28 protein-coding genes and 1 tRNA gene are annotated in these 17,982 nt (G+C 70.1%); 10 read left to right on the top strand and 19 right to left on the bottom strand.

Going from position 1 to position 17,982, the window contains the following annotated elements; genetic code table 11:
* Positions 1-10 precede the first annotated feature (10 nt).
* The 5 genes from JOF40_RS11730 to JOF40_RS11710 form a co-directional block, all read right to left on the bottom strand.
* Positions 11-427, bottom strand: a complete 417-nt coding sequence (locus tag JOF40_RS11730) for an Hsp20/alpha crystallin family protein (RefSeq protein ID WP_245343133.1) — start codon at positions 425-427, stop codon at positions 11-13.
* Between the two features lie 138 nt (positions 428-565).
* Positions 566-1,207 (bottom strand): winged helix-turn-helix transcriptional regulator, encoded by a 642-nt coding sequence (locus JOF40_RS11725; RefSeq protein ID WP_129185082.1) that lies wholly within the window; start codon positions 1,205-1,207, stop codon positions 566-568.
* A gap of 5 nt (positions 1,208-1,212) precedes the next feature.
* Positions 1,213-1,647: a VOC family protein gene (locus JOF40_RS11720; RefSeq protein ID WP_129185083.1), complete on the bottom strand. Its 435-nt coding sequence runs from the start codon at positions 1,645-1,647 to the stop codon at positions 1,213-1,215.
* A 72-nt stretch (positions 1,648-1,719) separates the two neighbouring features.
* Positions 1,720-2,115, bottom strand: coding sequence for a hypothetical protein (locus JOF40_RS11715; protein ID WP_129185084.1), 396 nt, complete (start codon positions 2,113-2,115; stop codon positions 1,720-1,722).
* A 44-nt stretch (positions 2,116-2,159) separates the two neighbouring features.
* A complete protein-coding gene (locus tag JOF40_RS11710; RefSeq protein ID WP_129185085.1) occupies positions 2,160-3,059 on the bottom strand; it encodes a bestrophin family protein in 900 nt (299 codons plus the stop codon).
* Positions 3,060-3,146: 87 nt separating this feature from the next.
* Here JOF40_RS11710 and JOF40_RS11705 point away from each other — a divergent pair, with 87 nt between their 5' ends.
* Together JOF40_RS11705 and JOF40_RS11700 are read left to right on the top strand one after the other, a co-directional pair.
* Positions 3,147-3,491, top strand: coding sequence for an MGMT family protein (locus JOF40_RS11705; protein ID WP_129185086.1), 345 nt, complete (start codon positions 3,147-3,149; stop codon positions 3,489-3,491).
* A 55-nt stretch (positions 3,492-3,546) separates the two neighbouring features.
* Positions 3,547-3,876, top strand: a complete 330-nt coding sequence (locus JOF40_RS11700) for a putative quinol monooxygenase (RefSeq protein WP_129185087.1) — start codon at positions 3,547-3,549, stop codon at positions 3,874-3,876.
* A gap of 41 nt (positions 3,877-3,917) precedes the next feature.
* Here the strand turns inward: JOF40_RS11700 and JOF40_RS11695 are convergent.
* Positions 3,918-3,999: transfer RNA gene (locus tag JOF40_RS11695), tRNA-Leu, on the bottom strand.
* A gap of 88 nt (positions 4,000-4,087) precedes the next feature.
* Here JOF40_RS11695 and JOF40_RS11690 point away from each other — a divergent pair.
* Together JOF40_RS11690 and JOF40_RS11685 are read left to right on the top strand one after the other, a co-directional pair.
* Positions 4,088-4,825, top strand: a complete 738-nt coding sequence (locus JOF40_RS11690; RefSeq protein WP_129185088.1) for an AIM24 family protein — start codon at positions 4,088-4,090, stop codon at positions 4,823-4,825.
* Positions 4,825-5,250 carry a GAF domain-containing protein gene (locus tag JOF40_RS11685; protein WP_129185089.1) on the top strand — a complete coding sequence of 142 codons (426 nt, stop codon included), beginning with the start codon at positions 4,825-4,827 and terminating at the stop codon, positions 5,248-5,250. The genes JOF40_RS11690 and JOF40_RS11685 overlap by 1 nt, the downstream gene beginning before the upstream one ends.
* Positions 5,251-5,272: 22 nt before the next feature.
* Here the strand turns inward: JOF40_RS11685 and JOF40_RS11680 are convergent, their stop codons facing one another.
* Positions 5,273-5,698 carry an SRPBCC family protein gene (locus tag JOF40_RS11680; RefSeq protein ID WP_129185090.1) on the bottom strand — a complete coding sequence of 142 codons (426 nt, stop codon included), beginning with the start codon at positions 5,696-5,698 and terminating at the stop codon, positions 5,273-5,275.
* Positions 5,699-5,741: 43 nt separating this feature from the next.
* On the opposite strand from JOF40_RS11680, the gene JOF40_RS11675 reads away from it, so the two are divergent.
* The 3 genes from JOF40_RS11675 (at position 5,742) to JOF40_RS11665 (ending at position 8,263) form a co-directional block, all read left to right on the top strand.
* Positions 5,742-6,944 (top strand): benzoate/H(+) symporter BenE family transporter, encoded by a 1,203-nt coding sequence (locus tag JOF40_RS11675; RefSeq protein WP_129185091.1) that lies wholly within the window; start codon positions 5,742-5,744, stop codon positions 6,942-6,944.
* Positions 6,944-7,408 carry a tRNA (cytidine(34)-2'-O)-methyltransferase gene (locus tag JOF40_RS11670; protein WP_129185092.1) on the top strand — a complete coding sequence of 155 codons (465 nt, stop codon included), beginning with the start codon at positions 6,944-6,946 and terminating at the stop codon, positions 7,406-7,408. Before JOF40_RS11675 ends, JOF40_RS11670 begins: the two co-directional genes overlap by 1 nt.
* 138 nt (positions 7,409-7,546) lie before the next feature.
* Entirely contained in the window at positions 7,547-8,263 is a 717-nt protein-coding gene (locus tag JOF40_RS11665) for an SGNH/GDSL hydrolase family protein (RefSeq protein WP_129185093.1), read from the top strand.
* Positions 8,264-8,275: 12 nt separating this feature from the next.
* Here JOF40_RS11665 and JOF40_RS11660 read toward each other — a convergent pair whose 3' ends face one another.
* The 5 genes from JOF40_RS11660 to JOF40_RS11640 all read right to left on the bottom strand — a co-directional run bounded on the left by JOF40_RS11660 (position 8,276) and on the right by JOF40_RS11640 (position 12,246).
* Positions 8,276-8,896 carry a non-canonical purine NTP pyrophosphatase gene (locus tag JOF40_RS11660; RefSeq protein WP_129185094.1) on the bottom strand — a complete coding sequence of 207 codons (621 nt, stop codon included), beginning with the start codon at positions 8,894-8,896 and terminating at the stop codon, positions 8,276-8,278.
* A complete protein-coding gene (rph, locus tag JOF40_RS11655) occupies positions 8,893-9,612 on the bottom strand; it encodes a ribonuclease PH (protein WP_129185095.1) in 720 nt (239 codons plus the stop codon). Before rph ends, JOF40_RS11660 begins: the two co-directional genes overlap by 4 nt.
* Before the next feature lie 21 nt (positions 9,613-9,633).
* The gene (locus JOF40_RS11650) at positions 9,634-10,395 is read right to left on the bottom strand and encodes an MBL fold metallo-hydrolase (RefSeq protein ID WP_129185096.1); all 762 of its coding nucleotides are present in this window, start codon (positions 10,393-10,395) and stop codon (positions 9,634-9,636) included.
* Complete coding sequence (gene murI / locus JOF40_RS11645; protein ID WP_246152968.1) at positions 10,392-11,198, bottom strand: glutamate racemase; 807 nt, start codon at positions 11,196-11,198, stop codon at positions 10,392-10,394. The genes JOF40_RS11650 and murI overlap by 4 nt, the downstream gene beginning before the upstream one ends.
* A gap of 70 nt (positions 11,199-11,268) precedes the next feature.
* On the bottom strand, positions 11,269-12,246 hold the full coding sequence (locus JOF40_RS11640; RefSeq protein ID WP_129185098.1) for a ribose-phosphate diphosphokinase: 978 nt from the start codon (positions 12,244-12,246) through the stop codon (positions 11,269-11,271).
* A gap of 74 nt (positions 12,247-12,320) precedes the next feature.
* Here JOF40_RS11640 and JOF40_RS11635 point away from each other — a divergent pair, with 74 nt between their 5' ends.
* Both JOF40_RS11635 and JOF40_RS11630 read left to right on the top strand, forming a co-directional pair.
* Positions 12,321-12,623: a DUF4287 domain-containing protein gene (locus JOF40_RS11635; protein ID WP_129185099.1), complete on the top strand. Its 303-nt coding sequence runs from the start codon at positions 12,321-12,323 to the stop codon at positions 12,621-12,623.
* 76 nt (positions 12,624-12,699) lie between these two features.
* Positions 12,700-13,938, top strand: a complete 1,239-nt coding sequence (locus JOF40_RS11630; protein WP_129185100.1) for an HNH endonuclease signature motif containing protein — start codon at positions 12,700-12,702, stop codon at positions 13,936-13,938.
* A gap of 45 nt (positions 13,939-13,983) precedes the next feature.
* Here JOF40_RS11630 and JOF40_RS11625 read toward each other — a convergent pair whose 3' ends face one another.
* On the bottom strand, positions 13,984-14,151 hold the full coding sequence (locus JOF40_RS11625) for a hypothetical protein (protein WP_188111915.1): 168 nt from the start codon (positions 14,149-14,151) through the stop codon (positions 13,984-13,986).
* A 39-nt stretch (positions 14,152-14,190) separates the two neighbouring features.
* On the opposite strand from JOF40_RS11625, the gene JOF40_RS11620 reads away from it, so the two are divergent.
* Complete coding sequence (locus JOF40_RS11620; protein WP_209674553.1) at positions 14,191-14,634, top strand: DUF4304 domain-containing protein; 444 nt, start codon at positions 14,191-14,193, stop codon at positions 14,632-14,634.
* A gap of 13 nt (positions 14,635-14,647) precedes the next feature.
* Here the strand turns inward: JOF40_RS11620 and JOF40_RS11615 are convergent, their stop codons facing one another.
* From JOF40_RS11615 to clpS, 6 genes are all read right to left on the bottom strand, one after another.
* Positions 14,648-15,163 (bottom strand): GNAT family N-acetyltransferase, encoded by a 516-nt coding sequence (locus tag JOF40_RS11615; RefSeq protein WP_129185102.1) that lies wholly within the window; start codon positions 15,161-15,163, stop codon positions 14,648-14,650.
* A gap of 21 nt (positions 15,164-15,184) precedes the next feature.
* Positions 15,185-16,132: a PLP-dependent cysteine synthase family protein gene (locus JOF40_RS11610; RefSeq protein WP_129185103.1), complete on the bottom strand. Its 948-nt coding sequence runs from the start codon at positions 16,130-16,132 to the stop codon at positions 15,185-15,187.
* A gap of 10 nt (positions 16,133-16,142) precedes the next feature.
* Positions 16,143-16,427: a MoaD family protein gene (locus JOF40_RS11605; protein WP_129185104.1), complete on the bottom strand. Its 285-nt coding sequence runs from the start codon at positions 16,425-16,427 to the stop codon at positions 16,143-16,145.
* Entirely contained in the window at positions 16,427-16,939 is a 513-nt protein-coding gene (locus JOF40_RS11600; protein ID WP_188111913.1) for a M67 family metallopeptidase, read from the bottom strand. Before JOF40_RS11600 ends, JOF40_RS11605 begins: the two co-directional genes overlap by 1 nt.
* Positions 16,940-17,014: 75 nt before the next feature.
* On the bottom strand, positions 17,015-17,611 hold the full coding sequence (locus JOF40_RS11595) for a DUF2017 domain-containing protein (RefSeq protein ID WP_129185105.1): 597 nt from the start codon (positions 17,609-17,611) through the stop codon (positions 17,015-17,017).
* Entirely contained in the window at positions 17,611-17,907 is a 297-nt protein-coding gene (gene clpS / locus JOF40_RS11590; RefSeq protein ID WP_129185106.1) for an ATP-dependent Clp protease adapter ClpS, read from the bottom strand. Before clpS ends, JOF40_RS11595 begins: the two co-directional genes overlap by 1 nt.
* Positions 17,908-17,982: the final 75 nt, after the last annotated feature.

The following is a 17,982-nucleotide window of genomic DNA, read 5'->3' as shown; positions in this document are numbered from 1 at the left end:
CGGTCAGCGGCTACGCCACGATCGACGCCTGCTCGTCCGCGCCGGTCAGCTGGATCTTGCGCGGCTTGGCGCGCTCGCTCACCGGGATCATGAGCGACAGCACGCCGTTGTCGTACGTCGCCGAGATGCGCTCGGTGTCGAGCCCGTCACCCAGCGTGAACTGACGCAGGTAGCTGCCGGACCGCCGTTCCTGCACGATCCACTGGGCACCCTCGTGGGCGGTCGCCGTCCGCTCGGCCCGGATCGTCAGCAGGTTGCCGTCCAGGTCGATGTCGATCGAGCCGGGATCGACGCCGGGCAGGTCGGCGTTCAGCACGTAGCAGTCGCCGTCCTTCACCAGGTCGACCGGCACGGCACGTGGTCCGGTGCGCAGCTGGGACAGCCCGGTGGCGAGGCGGTCGAGCTCGCCGAAAGGATCAAAGGTCATCGCATTCATGTCAGATCTCCTTTCTCAAGAGTTGAGTCCCTTCGGCTCAACTACGGATATTTATAGACCGCAACTCCGGCGCCCTCAAGCCCGGACAGCTGAAAATCTCCTGAGAGTCGCGGGCCTTCGTTCAGCAGCTCACGCGGCCAGGTGGAAGGTGCTCGCGAAGCGCGCCAGCAGGTCGCGATGGCCGTGCAGCACCTCGACCTCACCGGTCTCGATCGCGCGGCCGGCCGAGAGCTCGCCCGAGATGAGCCGACGGATGCCCGGACCCGCCGCGAACGTCAGGTCGGCCGGTGCGTCGCCGCTCGAGACGGCGAGCCGGGAACCGTCAACCCGCACGAGCAGCTCGGCCGGGCCGAGGTGCGCGAGGTACGAGGTCGGGGGCAGATCGGCCGCGACGTGCGGACGGAACGCCGTCCGCAGCGCCATCGTCATGGAGTCGGACGTGATGACCTGCCCCTCGCGGGGATCACCCATGGCCTTGAAGCCCCACGCCCCGAGCGCCAGCACGACCGGCTCGAGCTCACGACCGTACGGCGTCAGCTCGTAGACCACGACCCGGGAGCGAGGCGCACGGCGCAGGATGCCGGCGGCCTGGAGGTCCTTGAGCCGCGCCGCGAGGATGTTGCTCGGGATGCGGGGCAGCCCCTCGGCCAGCTCGCCGTAGCGTCGCGGACCGACCAGCAGGTCGCGGACGATCAGCAGCGCCCACCGCTCCCCCACCAGCTCGAGAGCGCGTGTGACACCGCAGTACTGGCCGTACTCACGTGCGGCCACCGACCTCAGTCCTGCTGGCCGACGTGGGCGTCGGGGCCCTGCTCAGCAGCGACCGGGTCCATCCAGCCCAGCTCGAGGAAGTTGCCGTCGGGGTCGAGCAGCTGGCGCTGGTACATGAAGCCGTAGTCGGCGGCCTCCTTGGGCTCCGAGCCACCGGCCGCAAGGCCACGCTCGGCCACGCCGTCGACCTCCTCGCGGCTGTCGAGGAAGAAGGCGACCGCGACGGTGGGGCCGGTGCGAGGGTCGCCGATCGGCACGTCGGTGAACGTCTGGAAGAACTCCCGCACCAGGATCATGAGGTAGTGGTGCCCGTCCTCGACGACGACGCAGGCCGCGTTGTGGTCGGTGAACTTGGGGTTGATCGTGAATCCGAGCGCGGTGTAGAACGCCTTCGCCCGCTCCAGGTCGGTCACGGGCAGGTTGACGAACATCTGGGTCATGACGGGCTCCATCTAGTGGGTGACGTGGTTCGCCTCACACTTGCAAAAAACAAGTGTCGCGTCAATGGGCCGTCAGGACGGGTGTCCGAGGGCGCGGGCGAGCCCGTCGACGTCCGCCACCGTGATCGTCGCTCCGGGGTGACGGATGCGCCGCGTCGGGTCGATGCCCGGCACGGGCTCGCGGAACGAAACGCACAGGCCCCGCTCCCCGTTGGTCGCGAACGTGATCCCTCGATCGGCCAATGACAGGTGCGGCGGACCGGCCGTCTTGACGAAGGCGTACGGCCCCGTGACGTCGGTGCCCGCGACATTGTCGAGGGCCGAGGTGAGCGTCCACCCGCCGAAGCGGACGATCAGCCGTCCGTCGCCCACCTTCACCCACGCCCGCCGCGGCGTCACGCCGAACAGCCGTGCGGCGTGCCGATAGCTCGGCTGCCAGTCGAACTCGAAGCGGTGGGTGTCGGTCATGGCCGGCGCGTACCCGGCCTACCGGGATGCAACCTGCCACATCGTCACCAGAGCACCTCGTTGACGGGTGCCACGGCCTCGGGCGTCTCCGCGCCGATCATCTCGAGCAGGTCGATCTCGATCGATCGGCAGATCGCGGTCATCGGCACGTCGTGCACGCGGTCGAGGAACGGATCGGCCAGGTCGCGCCCGACCTGCACCGCGAGCAGGAACATCATGCCCACGAGGCCCGAGCCGATCGGCGTCCACCACTGCAGGTCCTGGTAGACCGCGAACGGCAGGACGACACAGAACGCCCGGGCGAAGAACGACGGCAGGAACCGGTACTGCACCGGCAGCGGGGTCTTCTTGATGCGCTCGAGCCCGCCCTGCGAGTCCGTCAGGACGCTCAACGTGCTCTCGACCTGCACGCGCGCGATGTCGCTGACCATGCCGCGTCGGTACGCCTCGGTCAGCAGCCGTCCGGCGTGCGAGAGCACCGCGGTCGGGGCGTTGGTCGCGGCGCGCACCGTGGCGACGGCCGACTCGTCGAGGTAGACGTCGACCTCCGGCGGCAGGGGCTGCTCGCGCAGCGAGGTGCGCAGCGCCTGGACGTACGCGATCTGCGCGCGCACCATCTGGTCGACGATCTCGGGTCGCGCGCTGGGCACCGTGGTGTCGAGCAGCGTCGTGGTCTGCCGCGCCAGGTTGCGCGAGTGGTTGACGATGCTGCCCCACAGCGTCCGCGCCTCCCACCAGCGTGCGTACGAGGCGTTGACCATGAACCCGAGGAACAGCGCGATCGCCGTGCCGTAGAGCGTGTACTGGATCTCGATGCCGCGGAACTCCACGACGCCGGTCTTGAAGGCGATCGTGACGCCCACGTCCCACGTCAGCAGCACCGCGAGCGGCACGAGCAACGGCCGCCAGACCGTGGTCGTCCTGGGCAGCCGCGACGTGATCATGCGTCCAGTGTGGGTGGCGGACGCCCGGTTGTCCGCGCGAGAAGGCTCACACCGGCACGTCGACCGAGCGTCGGGTTCACTGGTCGCATGACCAGCGACGAGTCCGTACTCCCGCTCCCCGGCGGCGGTCACGCCGATCCACCCGAGCACCTCAGCCCGTTCCAGCAGCACGTCGTCGACGTCGTCGCGGCGCTGGAGCCCGGCGAGCTCGTGACGTACGGCGAGGTGGCCCTGGAGGCCGGCCACCCCGGCGCCGGCCAGGCGGTCGCGAACGTCCTGCGCCGCGTGCCCGGTCTGCCGTGGTGGCGGGTGCTGCCCGCCAGCGGACACCTCTACCGCCAGCACCGGGACGTCGCGACGCCGCTGCTGCTCGCGGAGGGCCACACGATCGACGAGTCGGGGCGCGTCCATCCCGGATCCGGCACCGGCTGATGGCCGCACCCGATCGCGCCGAGCGCATCACTGGGACCGGTGCGACGATGACGTCATGATCATCATCAACGTGCGCTTCCACGTGCTGCCCGAGCACGCCGACCAGTTCCCCGAGCTGACCCGCGAGTTCACCGAGGCCACCCGGGCCGAGCCCGGCAACCGGTGGTTCCTGTGGTCGCGCAGCGTCGAGGACCCCAACGAGTACGTCGTGCTGGAGGCGTTCGACGACGACGCCGCCGAGGCGCACGTGTCGTCCGATCACTTCAAGAAGGCCACGGCCGAGATGCCGCAGTGGCTGTCGTCGACCCCACAGATCATCAACACCGTGGTGCCCGACGACGGCTGGGGCCTGATGGGCGAGATGCAGGTCGACGGACCCGCCTGAGGCCCGCCAGCGGCTCGTGTGCCGACCGCTGATGACCTGAGTGCCGATGACAGGACTTGAACCTGCACGTCCGAGGACACAGGAACCTAAATCCTGCGTGTCTACCAGTTCCACCACATCGGCTCGATGCCCAACAATAGGGGTGCCGGCGCGCGGCACTTCGTGGAGCCGCCGTTCGTTGTCCGGTCACGACGCCCAGAAAGGCACGCCCATGAAGTCCGATCTCTTCGCCCAGGCCAACCTCGAGGTGCAGACCGCCGAGCGGTTCACGCTGCAGAACCCCCGCATGCTCAAGGTGACGCTGGGTGCTCCCGTGCTCGCCACCAAGGGCGTCATGGTCGCCTACCAGGGGCAGGTCACGTTCGAGCACAAGGCGGCCGGCAGCCTCGGCAAGCTCATGAAGAAGGTCGTCACGAGCGAGGACAACCCGCTGATGACGGTCGCCGGGCAGGGTGAGGTGTTCTTCGCCGACACCGCCAAGAACGTCTTCATCCTCAACCTCGAGGGCGACGGCATCTCGATCAACGGGCGCAACCTGCTGGCGTTCGACGCCTCGCTCGAGCACGACATCCGGCGCGTCAAGGGCGTCGGCGTGGCCGCGGGCGGCCTGTTCAACACTGTCGTCAACGGCACTGGCCAGGTCGCCCTGGTGGCCGACGGAGACCCCATGATCCTCGACTGCTCGCAGCAGCCCACGTACGTCGACATCAACGCGGCGGTGTGCTGGTCGGCCAACCTGCAGCCGCAGATCCACAACAGCATGACGATGCGGTCGTCGCTGCGCGGCGGCTCGGGCGAGGCCTTCCAGTACGCGTTCCAGGGCCCCGGCTTCGTGGTCGTCCAGCCGTCGGAGGGCCCGGCCTACAACCAGGGCGGTGGTGGGGGCAACGGCGGCAACGTCGCGGCCGCGGCGGTCGGCGGCGGCATCCTCGGCGGCATCCTGAGCTGATGGCCGACGCCGTCTACCGCGCGCCCCTGCGGTCGCGCCGCGACGACGTCGACCACGCGACAGCCGTCGAGTGGGCCCTGCGGTCGGGCGTCGTCGGCGTGGGCGAGGCGATCGACGAGCGGGCGGAGCGCCGGCTCGAGCGGTTCGCGGCGATCCCCGACGGTGCCTTTGTCTGGACCAGGCACCCCGGCGGGGCGGTGCACCTCGGACGCATCGTCGGCCCGTGGCACCGCGACGACGACGGTGCCGCGGTCGACCTGGTCGACGTCCGGGCGTGCGACTGGGCCGTCGAGCCCGTCGACCCGTCGCTCGTCCCGTCGGCGGTCGTCCAGACGTTCGCCCGCGGCGGACGCAACCTCCAGCAGATCCATCCCGGCGACGTCGAGGCACGCACCGCCGAGGTCTGGGAGCTGCTCGGCGGCTGACGGCCCCCCGGCACAGCCGGTGCTACGGCGTGAGCTTGGGCAGACCCTTGGAGATGGCCACCTGCAGCACCTTGCCGACGACCGGGGCAGCACCGGGGATCGCCACGTCGAAACCGATCGTGTAGTCGAGCTGCGTGCCGCCGTCGGCCGTCGGGGTCAGGATCTGACGTCCCCAGTGACCCTTCAGCGGGCTGCCCTTGGTGATCTTGTACTCGATGAGAGTCGGTGCCTCGGCGACCGTCGTGGTCTCGTGGAACGCCGGCAGGGGGCCGATCTTGAGGCTGCGGGTCGAGCCGACGCCGTTGCGCGACGTGTCGCCGTCGCGGACGCGCCTGATCTTGGCACCGAAGACCGGGCCGAGGTTCTCGTGCTCGGACAGCTTGGCGACCACCGTCGCGGGATCGGACGTGAACGTGTGGACGACGTGGACGCGCTGGGGAGTGGCCATGGTCGGTGAGTCTAGGGCCAGGGGTGCCATAGGGTGTGAGGTCATGGAGCAGCAGGCGGCCGGCGGCCACGAACCCGGCGGCTTGCAGCAGCCGATCAGCGCGGGCATCATCGCGGTCCTGGTCGGCTACACCAGCACCTTCGCGGTCGTCCTGACCGGGCTGCGCTCGGTGGGCGCGACCCCCGCCCAGGCGGCGTCCGGCCTGCTGGCGCTGTGCCTGACGCAGGCGGTCGGCATGGTGTGGCTCAGCCGCCGCCACCGCATCCCACTGGTGCTGGCGTGGTCGACGCCCGGCGCGGCGCTGCTCGCCGGGACGGCTCCCCTCGACGGAGGCTGGCCCGTCGCGGTGGGTGCCTTCGTCGCGGCGGGTGCCGCCTACGTCCTGACCGGTCTGTGGCCCGCACTCGGACGGCTCATCGGTCTGATCCCGGCACCCATCGCGCAGGCGATGCTGGCCGGCGTCCTGCTCGAGCTGTGCCTGGCACCCATCACGACCCTGACCGACGATCCGTGGGGCATCCTGCCGGTCGTCGTCGTGTGGCTCGCGGGGGTGCGGTTCTTCCCGCGCTGGGCCGCCCCCGCGGCATTCGTGGCCGCGGGCGTCGTGATCGGCGTCGACATGGTCCGCATGGGCACCACGATCGCCCTCGGCGACCTGGTCCCGCGGCTGTCGCTGACGGTGCCGGAGTGGAGCTGGGCTGCGCTGATCGGCATCGCGCTGCCCCTGTACGTCGTGACGATGGCGTCGCAGAACGTGCCGGGCTTCGCGATCATGAAGTCGCTCGGCTACGACGTGCCGTGGCGCAGCTCGCTCGTCACCTCGGGCGTCGCGACGATGCTGGGCGCCGGTGCCGGTGGGCACACCGTCAACCTGGCGGCGATCAGCGCGGCGCTCGCCGGCGGGCCGCCTGCGGGTCCCGATCCGAAGAAGCGCTGGATCGCCGCGCAGTCGGGCGGCTGGACGTACGTCGTGCTCGCGATCGCCTCGGCCGCCCTGGCCGCGCTCGTCGCCGTCGCGCCCGTCGGCGTCATCGCGACGGTTGCCGGTCTGGCACTCCTCGGCACCCTGGCCGCCGCCCTCGAGGGGGCGGTGTCGGAGCGGACGGGACGCGAGGCCGCGGTCATCACGTTCCTCGTCGCCGCGTCGGGCATCACGGTGCTCGGCATCGGATCGGCCTTCTGGGCCCTGATCGCCGGGCTCGTCGTCCACGTCGTCCTGTCACCCTCGACCGGGAGGCACCGCTGATGTTCCGCATCCTGTTCCACGAGCCACGCATCGCCGGCAACACCGGTGCCGCGATCCGCCTGGCCGCCGTCACCGGCACCGAGCTGCACCTCGTCGAGCCGCTGGGCTTCGACCTGAGCGAGGCCAAGCTCAAACGTGCGGGGCTCGACTACCACGACCTCGCCGTCATGACGGTGCACCCCGATCTCGACACGGCTCTTGCAGCGCTCGCGCCGTGCCGGGTCTTCGCGTTCACCGCGAAGGGCGACGAGCTCTACACCGACATCGCCTACGAACCCGGCGACGTCCTGATGTTCGGGGCCGAGCCGACGGGCCTGCCCGCCGAGGTGCTCGACGACTCCCGGGTCACGGCCCGCGTCCGTCTGCCGATGCTGCCGGGGCTGCGCTCCATGAACCTCGCCAACACCGCCTCCGTCGCGGTCTTCGAGGCGTGGCGGCAGCAGGGCTTCGCGCTGCCCGGCTGACCTGCCGGTCGGCCTCGGCGGTGTACGCGTAGTCCGTTCGGACCATTTCGTGCGACATCTGGGTCACGATCGCGAGTTCGCTGCGGAACCGACCGGCCGCGGACGTATGGTGCTGCTCTCGGGACGGAAAGAAGCACCATGACGACACCTCGCAGGTCTGCTCGCAGATCGCTCCTCGTCGCGCTCGTGATCGCCTTGACGATCGGCCCCTTCGTGGCCTGGCAGGGCGCACAGGGCAACGGCTCGCGGCCCGTCTCGACGCTCGCGCCGCACGGCATCGTCGTGGTCGGCGACTCGATCACCGCCCGCTACGACGACGAGCCCGGCAGTCCCGACCAGGGCTGGTGGAGCGTCACCGGACGTCGTTTCGACGCCGACGTCCGCACCTACGCGCAGTCGGGCTCGGGCTACCTGCGTCCCGGGCACGTCTGCACCGGCAACCGCTTCATCGACCGTCCGGACGCCTTCACGGGCCGCGCCCCGTCGATCCTGATCGTCGAGGGCGGGCGCAACGACTGGGCGCGCTGCGTCGACGGCACCTTCGTCCCGTCGACTGACGCCGAGCTGCGGCACGCCGTCAGCACCTACCTGGGCGTGCTCACGACCTACCTGCCCACCTCGACCCGCATCGTGGTGCTGGCGCCCCCGTGGGGGCCGCTCGACCGCGCCGAGGGCGTGCGGGTCACGGGCATCATCCGCGACGAGGCCCGCACGCACGGCCTGCAGTTCGTCAGCATGCGCGGGGCCCTGACCGCCGATCGCGTCGTCGACGGGGTGCACCCCAACCGTGACGGCAGCCTCGCGATCGCACGACGCGTCATCAGGGCCCTCGAGCAGCCCGCGCTGCCGCGCTAGCCTCCCGGTCCGTCAGGTCAGAGCAACGACGATCGCGGGTGCCATCGCGACGAGCGCCTTGCCGCGGTGGCTGATGCAGTCCTTCTCGGCCGGCGGCAGCTCGGCCGTCGACACGTCGTACCCGTCGGCGGCGAACAGCGGGTCGTAGCCGAACCCTCCGCCGCCGTGCTCGGCGGCCAGGACCCGACCGGGCATCTCGCCGGCCTGCACGATCTCGCCGCCGTCGGGGGTGCAGAGCGCCATGACGCACCGGAACTGCGCGGTGCGCCGCTCGGCGGGCACCTCGGACAGCTGGTTCAGCAGCAGCCGATTGTTGGCCGCGTCGCCGCCCTCGCTCTTGGGCACGCCAGACCACCGGGCCGACAGCACGCCAGGCATGCCGTTGAGGGCGTCGACGCACAGCCCGGAGTCGTCGGCGAGCGACGGCAGCCCCGTCACCGCGAGACACGCGCGCGCCTTGATCAGGGCATTGCCCTCGAACGTCGGCTCGGTCTCGGCCGGCTCGTCGTACGTCGGGAAGTCGGCGAGCCCCAGCACCTCGACGCCCGGCACGAGCGGCTCGAGGATGCGGCGCAGCTCGGCGAGCTTCTTGGCGTTGTTGGACGCCAGGACGACGCGGGGGCCTGCCGTCACAGCCCCAGCGCCTCGGTCTGCAGGCGGGTCAGGTCGACGCAACCCTTGGCGGCGAGCTCGAGCAGGGCGTCGAGCTCGGCCTTGTCGAAGGGCGCGCCCTCGGCGGTGCCCTGCACCTCGACGAACTTGCCCGAGCCGGTCATGACGACGTTCATGTCGGTCTCGGCGCGGACGTCCTCGACGTAGGGCAGGTCGAGCAGCGGCACGCCGTCGATGATGCCGACGCTGATCGCGGCGACCGACTCGACGAGCGGCTCACCCACCAGGGCGCCCTTGGCGCGCAGGTGCTCGACCGCGTCGTGCAGGGCCACGTAGGCGCCCGTGATCGCGGCGGTGCGGGTGCCGCCATCGGCCTGCAGCACGTCGCAGTCGATCGTGATGGTGTTCTCGCCGAGCGCCTTGTAGTCGATCGCCATGCGCAGCGAACGGCCCACCAGACGCGAGATCTCGTGCGTGCGGCCACCGATGCGTCCCTTGACGGACTCACGGGCCGAGCGGTCGTGCGTCGCCTGCGGCAGCATCGCGTACTCGGCTGTGACCCAGCCGAGTCCCGATCCCTTGCGCCAGCGCGGCACGCCCTCGCTGGCGCTCGCGGCGCACAGCACCTTGGTCTTGCCGAACTCGATCAGGCAGGAGCCCTGGGCGTGGTCGAGCCAGTTGCGGGTGATGGTCACGGGGCGGAGCTCGTCGGCGGCGCGGCCGTCTTCACGGGTCATGCCGCGAGCCTATCGGCCGGCTCAGAGCTCGTACGTCGCCCCGGCCGTGACGATGTCGAACGGCCCGTCCCACGTCGTCCGGACGTCCGACGCGACCTCGTCGCGGTCGGTCCAGGTGGGGATGTGCGTGACCAGCAGGCGTCCGACCGCCCCGACCGTCGCGTAGTGGCCGGCTTCGGCCCCCGTCAGGTGCAGGTTGGGCGGGTTGTCGCCCGACTCGACGAACGACGCCTCGCACAGGAACAGGTCGACGCCGTCGACGAGATCGTCGAGCGCATCGGTCGGACCCGTGTCGCCGGAGTAGGCCAGCACGTGGGTGTCGGTCGCGATGCGCATCGCATAGGCCGGCACGGGGTGGTTGACCAGCACGGACGTCACGGTGAACGGGCCGAGCTGCACCGTGCCGCCGTCCTGCCACGGCGCGAACGCGAACTGCTGGACCATGCCGGCACGCTCCTCCTCGCCGTAGGCGGCGACGAGGAAGTCACCGGCACCCTCCGGAGCGTGCACGGGGATCTGGTCGAACGCGCCTTCGGGGTGGTAGCGGCTGACGACGTAGAAGCCCGACATGTCGAAGCAGTGATCGGCGTGCAGGTGCGACAGCGCGATCGCGTCGATGTCGCGGATCGTGCTGTGCCGCTGCAGCGGGCCGAACGCGCCGCTGCCGAGATCGATCAGCAGTCGGTAGGTGCGACCCTCGAAGGGTGCCTCCACGAGGTAGCAGCTGGCGGACGAGTCGGGGCCGGCGAACGACCCGGCGCAGCCGACGACCGTGAGCTTCACAGTGCCCCCACCCACGAGAACTGCTCCGCCGAGACGATCTCGGGCCCCAGGAAGCGGCGTCCGAGCTGGGCGAACTCGTCGGGACGTCCCGTCGTCAGGAAGCGATGACGCGGTGCCGGCAGCGAGCGGTCGCGCTCGAGGCCGTCGCGCACGAGGAGCCCGTAGACGTCCTTCGCGGTCTCCTCCGCGCTCGACACGAGCGTGACGCCGTCACCCATGACGTAGGAGAGTACGCCGGTCAGCAGCGGGTAGTGCGTGCACCCGAGCACCAGCGTGTCGACCTGCAGGTCGATCAGCGGTCGGAGGTACTCCTCGGCGGCCGCCAGCAGCTCGGGGCCGCTCGTGACGCCCTGCTCGACGAGGTCGACGAAGGCGGGACAGGCCCGGGTGTGGAGCGTGATGCCGGGGTTCGCGGCGAAGGCGTCGTCGTACGCGCGGGACGTCGCCGTCGCCTGGGTGCAGATGACGCCGACGACGCCGTTGCGGGTCGCGCTGACGGCTCGACGGGTGGCCGGCACGATGACCTCGACGACCGGGACGTCGTACCGCTCGCGGGCGTCGCGCAGCACCGCGGCGCTCGCGGAGTTGCACGCGATGACCAGGGCCTTGACGCCCTGGGCCACGAGGTGGTCGAGGCACTCGAGGGCGTACTCGCGCACCTCGGAGATCGGCTTGGGACCATACGGCTGCCGGGCGGTGTCGCCGAGGTAGAGCACCGGCTCGTGCGGCAGCTGGTCGAGGACGGCACGCGCCACCGTGAGGCCGCCGAAGCCTGAGTCGAAGATGCCGATGGGTGCGTCCACAAGGCACGACCCTACGTGGCGGGACGGAGCACGTGGTGGTGAACCCGCGCAGATCACACGGGTGTCGGGGTCAGAGCGGGAGCTTGGGCTGCGGGGGCGCGTGCGCGGGGTCGACGCCGTCGAACAGCGACGACACCGACTCCCCCGCGTGGATGCGGGCGATCGCCTCGGCGAACAGTCCGGCCACCGAGCGGACCTGCAGCTCGGGCCAGTCGGCTGGCGGCGGGACGGTGTCGGTCGTGACGACCTCGGTGATGGCGGGGTGGGTGCGCAGGCGCTCGACGGCGTTGCCCGTGAACAGGCCGTGGGTGCACGCGACCGAGGCCTCGGCGCACCCCTCCTCCTGCAGCTTGTTCATGAGCTCGATGATCGATCCGCCAGTCGCGATCTCGTCGTCGAGCACGATGGCCTTCTTGCCGGCGACGTCGCCGACGATCGCGTCGATGACGACCTTGTCGTCGGCCTGGCGCTGCTTGCTGCCGGCTGCGACGGGAACGCCGAGCAGTCGGGCGAACAGCGAGGCGGTCTTGGCGTTGCCGAGGTCTGGCGACACCACGACGGTGTTCGACAGGTCGCGGCTGCGGTAGTGGTCGGCGATCTCGCCGATCGCGGTCAGGTGATCGACCGGGACGCTGAAGAAGCCGTGCACCTGCGGGGCGTGCAGCGTCATCGTGACGACGCGGTCGGCCCCCGCGGTCGTCAGCATGTCGGCCACGAGACGTCCGCCGATCGAGATGCGCGAGGCGTCCTTCTTGTCGGACCGGGCATACGCGTAGTGCGGGATGACCGCGGTGACCGAGTCGGCACTGGCACCGCGCGCCGCGTCGATCATCAGCAGCAGCTCCATCAGGTGGTCCTGCGTCGGCGGGACCAGCGGCTGGATGATGAAGACGTCCTTCTTGCGGCAGTTGGCCAGCAGCTGCACCTGCAGGCAGTCGTTGCTGAACCGCATGGTGTCGGACGCGGAGAGGGGCTGCCCGAGCTCGGAGCAGATCTTCTCGGCGAGGGGGCGGTGCGCGCTTCCGGAGAAGACCACGATCTGGCTCACGCCCATGAGGGTAGTGGACTCCCCCGCCACGCGATACAACTGATGGACCGACCCGTCTGCACACAGGAGTCCGCATGTCGTTCCAGGCCTACCTCGACACGATCGAGGACAAGACCGGCCTCACTCCCCGCCAGCTCGTCGAGGAGGCTCATGCGAAGGGCTTCGACGATCCCGCTACCAAGGCCGGGGTCATCCTCGAGTGGCTCAAGGACGACTACGGCCTGGGCCGCGGCCATGGCATGGCCCTCGTGCACGTCATCAAGAAGGGCCCGAAGATCGACCCGAAGCATGTGGGCAGGCCGGGGCCGCACGGTGACGAGAAGGACGAGCTGTGGCTCGACGGCAAGGCCACGAAACCGGCTGACTGGGGTGCCTGACCTGCTCCGTGTTGGGGTGTGGAATTCACTCCGGTCGCGGGAGAAAAGTGTCGGTGGCGACCCGTAGGTTGGAGTCATGTTCGAGACCGCTCCCACCGACGCCGTCCTGGCACACGTGCGTGGTTTCGACTTCTCCGGCGAGCCGGCCCACGAGTGCGGCGCGGCGCGCGTCGACGCGGTCCGCGAGCTCGACCGCATCATCCGCGCAGCACAGGCCGAGCAGGCCACGCAGATCGCCGCGCTGATCGACGAACGATTCGCCATGATGGCCGGATCAGGCGACCCCGTGCTCTCGGTCATCGGTGAGATCTCGATGGCCCGCACGATCGGGCCCACCGCCGCGGGCAACCAGATCGAGCTCGCCATGGGCATGGCCCGGATGCCACAGGTGTTCACCCTGTTCCGCGACGGCATCATCAGCGAGGCCACCGCCCGCGCCGTGGCCATCGAGACCCGGTCCCTGCACGTCGACGACGGCATCGTCGCCGACGCAGAGATCGCCGCCAAGATCGCCGGGATGACCACCGTCCAGGCCCGCCAGTGCGCAGCCCGGATCGTGATCGGCCTCGACGCCGAAGCCGCGCACGAACGAGCCCGCCGCAACCGCGCCGACGCCCGCGTCACCATGACCCCCGAATCCGACGGCGTCGCGACACTGCACGTGCGAGGCCCGGCCGAGGAGATCCTCGCCGCCTACAAGACCCTCGACGACTGGGCCACCGGCCTACGATCGACCGGCGACCCCCGCACCCGCGGCCGCATCATGGGCCAGACGCTGGTCGAGAGGGTCACCGGACTGGCCTACGCCGACGAAGCCGACGTCGAGATCCAGCTCGTCCTCGACGCCGAGACGCTCCTCGCCGGCGGCGACACCCCCGTCGACCTCGTCGGCTTCGGACCCATCAGCCCCGACGTCGCCGACGAGATCATCGCCCGAGCCCGCACCGCGTCCGTGCGGCGACTCCTCATCGACCCCGTCGACGGCAGCCTGCTCGTCCGGGAGTCACGCCGCCGCCGCTTCGACCGCACCACCAGCGCCCACATCCGCACCCGCGACCGCCGCTGCCGCCAACCAGGATGCGACCTCAGCATCCGCGACGACGACCACATCGTCGACTACCAGCACGGCGGCCAGACCACCGCCGACAACGGCCAAGGCCTCTGCAAGCGCTCCCACACCCTGAAGCACCAGCCCGGCTGGCAGGTCACCGGCGACGGCAAGATCACCACCTGGCGCACCCCCACCGGCCACGAGTACCGCTCCACTCCCCCACCCGTCCTGCCGGGACGAGACCTCGGACACCTGCGGCAATAGGTCGATCGGCTCAGGAGCTCAGAAAGTCGCATCGTGGAACGGTGCTCAGTCACCATCGATGCAGGCAAGTCGACCGACTTGGTCGCATGAATCGCTGGCGTCCGGCGAGAGCGCGAAGAGAACAGCAGCGACGACGACCATGATCAGGACGATGACGATCACGAGCGTGGTGTTACTGATGTTTCTCGGATGCCACCGCTTGAGCCATGCCATGGTTCAGTATGGACGAGGAGGCCGATGGCAGGGGCGTCGATGCAGGATCATTACAGGGAGCTCGTCAACGGGCACCTGAGTCCTGCGCTGCGCCAGCGAGGCTTCAAGGGATCTGCCGGACGGTACGTCCTGCCGTCAGCGACCACCTGGTCGCTGCTGGAGCTGCAGAAATCGGCCTTCAGCGACCGGTACCACGTCCGGTTCACTGCGAACCTTCTCGTGGTCTCGCGCTCGACCTGGCACCATTCGGGCACCGCGCCGACGATCGCGTCGCTGTGCCCTCAGCCGGGAGCCGAGGATGAACGGGCCTCCGCACAAGTTCGGCTGGGGATGCTGGCATCTGTGCACGACGTCGACGACTGGTGGACCGTCGATCCGGCGACGGACGTCGCGACCGTCGCCGCGTCTTTCCTCACCGCTCTCGATCGTCACGGGATGCCGTGGATGAAGCACCGCGCGGGCGTCATGGACCGGGCGGGTTGAGCGCGAAGACGCTTCACTCGTCGGCCAGCAGCTGCCACATCGCGCAGTCCTGCCAGCGACCCGCGATGCGCAGGTACGACGGCGCGACGCCGTACTGGATGAACCCGACCCGCCCCAACACCCGCTGCGACGCGACGTTGTGCAGCAGGGTGTCGGCCTGGACGCGGTGCAGCCCGAGGTCGTCGAAGGCGCTGCGCACGATGTCGCGCACCGCGGCCGTCGCCAGTCCACGGCCGTTGGCGTGCTCGGCGACCCAGTAGCCGAGCGACGCCGACTGCAGCGCTCCCCGCACGATGCCGCTCAACGTCATCCGGCCGACGACGGCATCGTCATCGTCGAGGACGACGTACGGCGCGGACGTCCCGGCCTCGTGATGGGCCAGTACCGCGGCGATCGCTGCGCGCTGGCCATCCGCCGTGAACCAGCTCTCGTCGCGCAACGGCTCCCATGGCGCGAGGAAGTCACGGTTGGCCGTCAGCAGCGAGGCGATCGCGGGGGCGTCGTCGAGCGAGGCCAGACGGATGGACATGTGTCGACCCTACGCGGACCGCTACGCCCAGAGCTGGCCGTCGAGCTTGTCCTCGGCCTCGTCGAGCGTGCCCTCGTACGCACCCGTGGAGAGGTACTTCCAGCCGCCGTCGCAGACGATGAAGACGATGTCGGCCTTCTCGCCGTCCTTGACGCACTTGGCGGCCTGGGCGAGCGCGGCGTGCAGGATCGCACCCGTCGAGATGCCGGCGAAGATGCCCTCCTGCTCGACCAGCTCGCGCACCCGGCGCACCGCGTCACGCGGACCGACCGAGAACCTCGAGTCGATCATCGACGCGTCGTACAGCTCGGGGATGAAGCCCTCGTCAAGGTTGCGCAGGCCATAGACCAGCTCGCCGTATCGTGGCTCGGCGGCCACGATGCGCACCTCGGGCTTGTGCTCGCGGAAGAAGCGTCCGGCCCCCATGAGCGTGCCGGTCGTGCCGAGCCCGGCGACGAAGTGCGTCACCTCGGGCAGGTCGGCGAGGATCTCGGGGCCCGTGCCCTCGTAGTGCGCATCGGCGTTGGCGGGGTTGCCGTACTGGTAGAGCATGACCCAGTCGGGGTGCTCGGCCGCGAGCCCCTTGGCGACGCGCACGGCCTCGTTGGAACCGCCCGCCGCCGGCGACGGGATGATCTCCGCGCCCCACATCGTCAGCAGCTGCGTGCGCTCGATCGACGTGTTCTCGGGCATGACGCAGATGATGCGGTAGCCGCGCTGGCGAGCCACCATCGCCAGCGAGATGCCGGTGTTGCCGCTCGTGGGCTCGAGGATCGTCGCACCCGGCTGCAAGCGGCCCTCCTTCTCGGCGCGCAGGATCATGCTCAGCGCCGCGCGGTCCTTGATCGAGCCCGTCGGGTTCTGGTCCTCGAGCTTGGCCCACAGCCGGACGTCCGGGGACGGCGACAGGGTCGGCAGGCCCACGAGGGGCGTCCGGCCGACCGAGTCGATCAGGGAGTCGAAGCGCACGGGCGTCCGATCAGACCGCTGCGGAGCCGCCGGCGACGGCCGGCAGGATGACGACGGTGTCGCCGTCGGCGACCGGCGTCTGGAGGTTGCCGGTGAACCGGATGTCCTCGTCGTTGACGTAGATGTTGACGAAGCGGCGGGCCTCGCCGTTCTCGATCAGGCGCTCCTTGATGCCGGCGTGATCGGCCTCGAGCTGGTCGATCACCTCGGTGACCGTCGACCCGGTGCCCTCGACGACGCGCTCACCGCCCGTGTACGTGCGCAGGATGGTGGGGATGCGGACCTCGATGGCCATCAGTGTTCTGCCTTCTCTTGGGTGACTGGGTCGACGGTGACTGGGTCGACGGTGACTGGGTCGACGGTGGGGGTGCCGGTGCCGTCTGCATAACTCTCGACGACCCGAACTTCTTCCTCGGTGACCTCGCCGTCGACGATCCGGTACGACCGGAAGTCGACGGGGCCGCTCTCGTGCGCCCCGTCGCGAGTCGAGACGAGCACGTAGTGAGCACCCGGCTCGCCCGCCAGGTTGATGTCGGTGCGCGACGGATACGCCTCGGTGGAGGTGTGTGAGTGGTAGATCACGACGGGCTCCTCGTCGCGGTCGTCCATGTCGCGGTAGAGCTTCAGGAGGTCGCCGGAGTCGAACTCGTAGAACGTCGGCGACATCGCCGCGTTGAGCATCGGGACGAGGCGCGCCGGGGCGTCGGAGCCGATGGGTCCCGCGACGACGCCGCAGGCCTCGTCGGGATGGTCACGGCGGGCATGGGCGATGATCGCGTCATGCGTGGCCCGGTCGATGGTCAACACGCCCCGAGTTTATCGGCCTGATGCGGCCTCGCCCCTGCGCGCCCCGTCCCGTGAGACACGGGCGTCCCGACGACCTCAGTCGAGAGCGGCGACCAGGGTCTCCTGCACGTAGCCGAGCCAGTCGAAGATGTCGGACATCGCCGCGATCGCGTCGTCCTCGGACTGGCTGACGAGGAACGTGTCCTCGTCGGTCTCGATGCCGAGCCGCACCGCCAGCGACAGCCGCACATCGGTGAGCGCCCGCAGCCACGCCTGCACCTCGTCGGCGTCGAGCTCGACCTCGACGGGGTCGCCGTCGCCGCCCATCAGGTCGTCCGGCAGGTCGCCGAAGGTCAGGCCGCCGTCGACGAGCGACCCGATCAGCGTCTCGGCGTTGAGCACCTTGGCGGACGTCAGCGAGCGCTCCGTGAACCGGCGGAACTCACCCGCGTCCTCGGGATCGTCGCGGTACGCATCGGGGAGCAGCCGCTGGAGCACCGGGTCCTCGGGGGGCAGCGACGGACCGCCCATGCCGAGCTGTGCGGCGAGCGGATCGGCGTCGGACTCCTCGGCGCCGTTGCGGTCGCGCAGCAGCTCGACGACCTGACCGGCGAGATTGGCCAGCAGGTGCGCCTCCCCCACCTCGAACGTCGCCGAGATGCCCCCACGCCGCCGCTTCTTGAAGGGCTTCACTAGGCGTCCTGCCGTTCGAGGGTCGCCCAGAGGCCGTACTCGTGCATCGCCTGCACGTGACGTTCCATCTGCTCGCGCCGTCCGCTGGAGACGACGGCCTTGCCGTCCTCGTGCACCTGCAGCATCAGCTCGTGCGCCTTCTCGTCGGTGTAGCCGAAGTAGTTGCGGAACACGTAGGCGACGTACGACATCAGGTTGACGGGGTCGTTCCAGACGATCGTGACCCACGGGTCCTCGAGCTCGACGACGCTGGAGACGTCGGGCTCGGCGATCTCGACGGGGGTCGGGGTGCTCACGACTCCATTGTGACGCAGGTGCCTGACGTCGCCAACGGCCGCGCCCCGTCCCCGGCCGAGGCCGACATGAACACC

The organism is Aeromicrobium fastidiosum (genome assembly GCF_017876595.1).
Classification (GTDB): Bacteria; Actinomycetota; Actinomycetes; order Propionibacteriales; family Nocardioidaceae; genus Aeromicrobium; species Aeromicrobium fastidiosum.
This window is presented reverse-complemented; position numbering and strand designations above follow the sequence as displayed.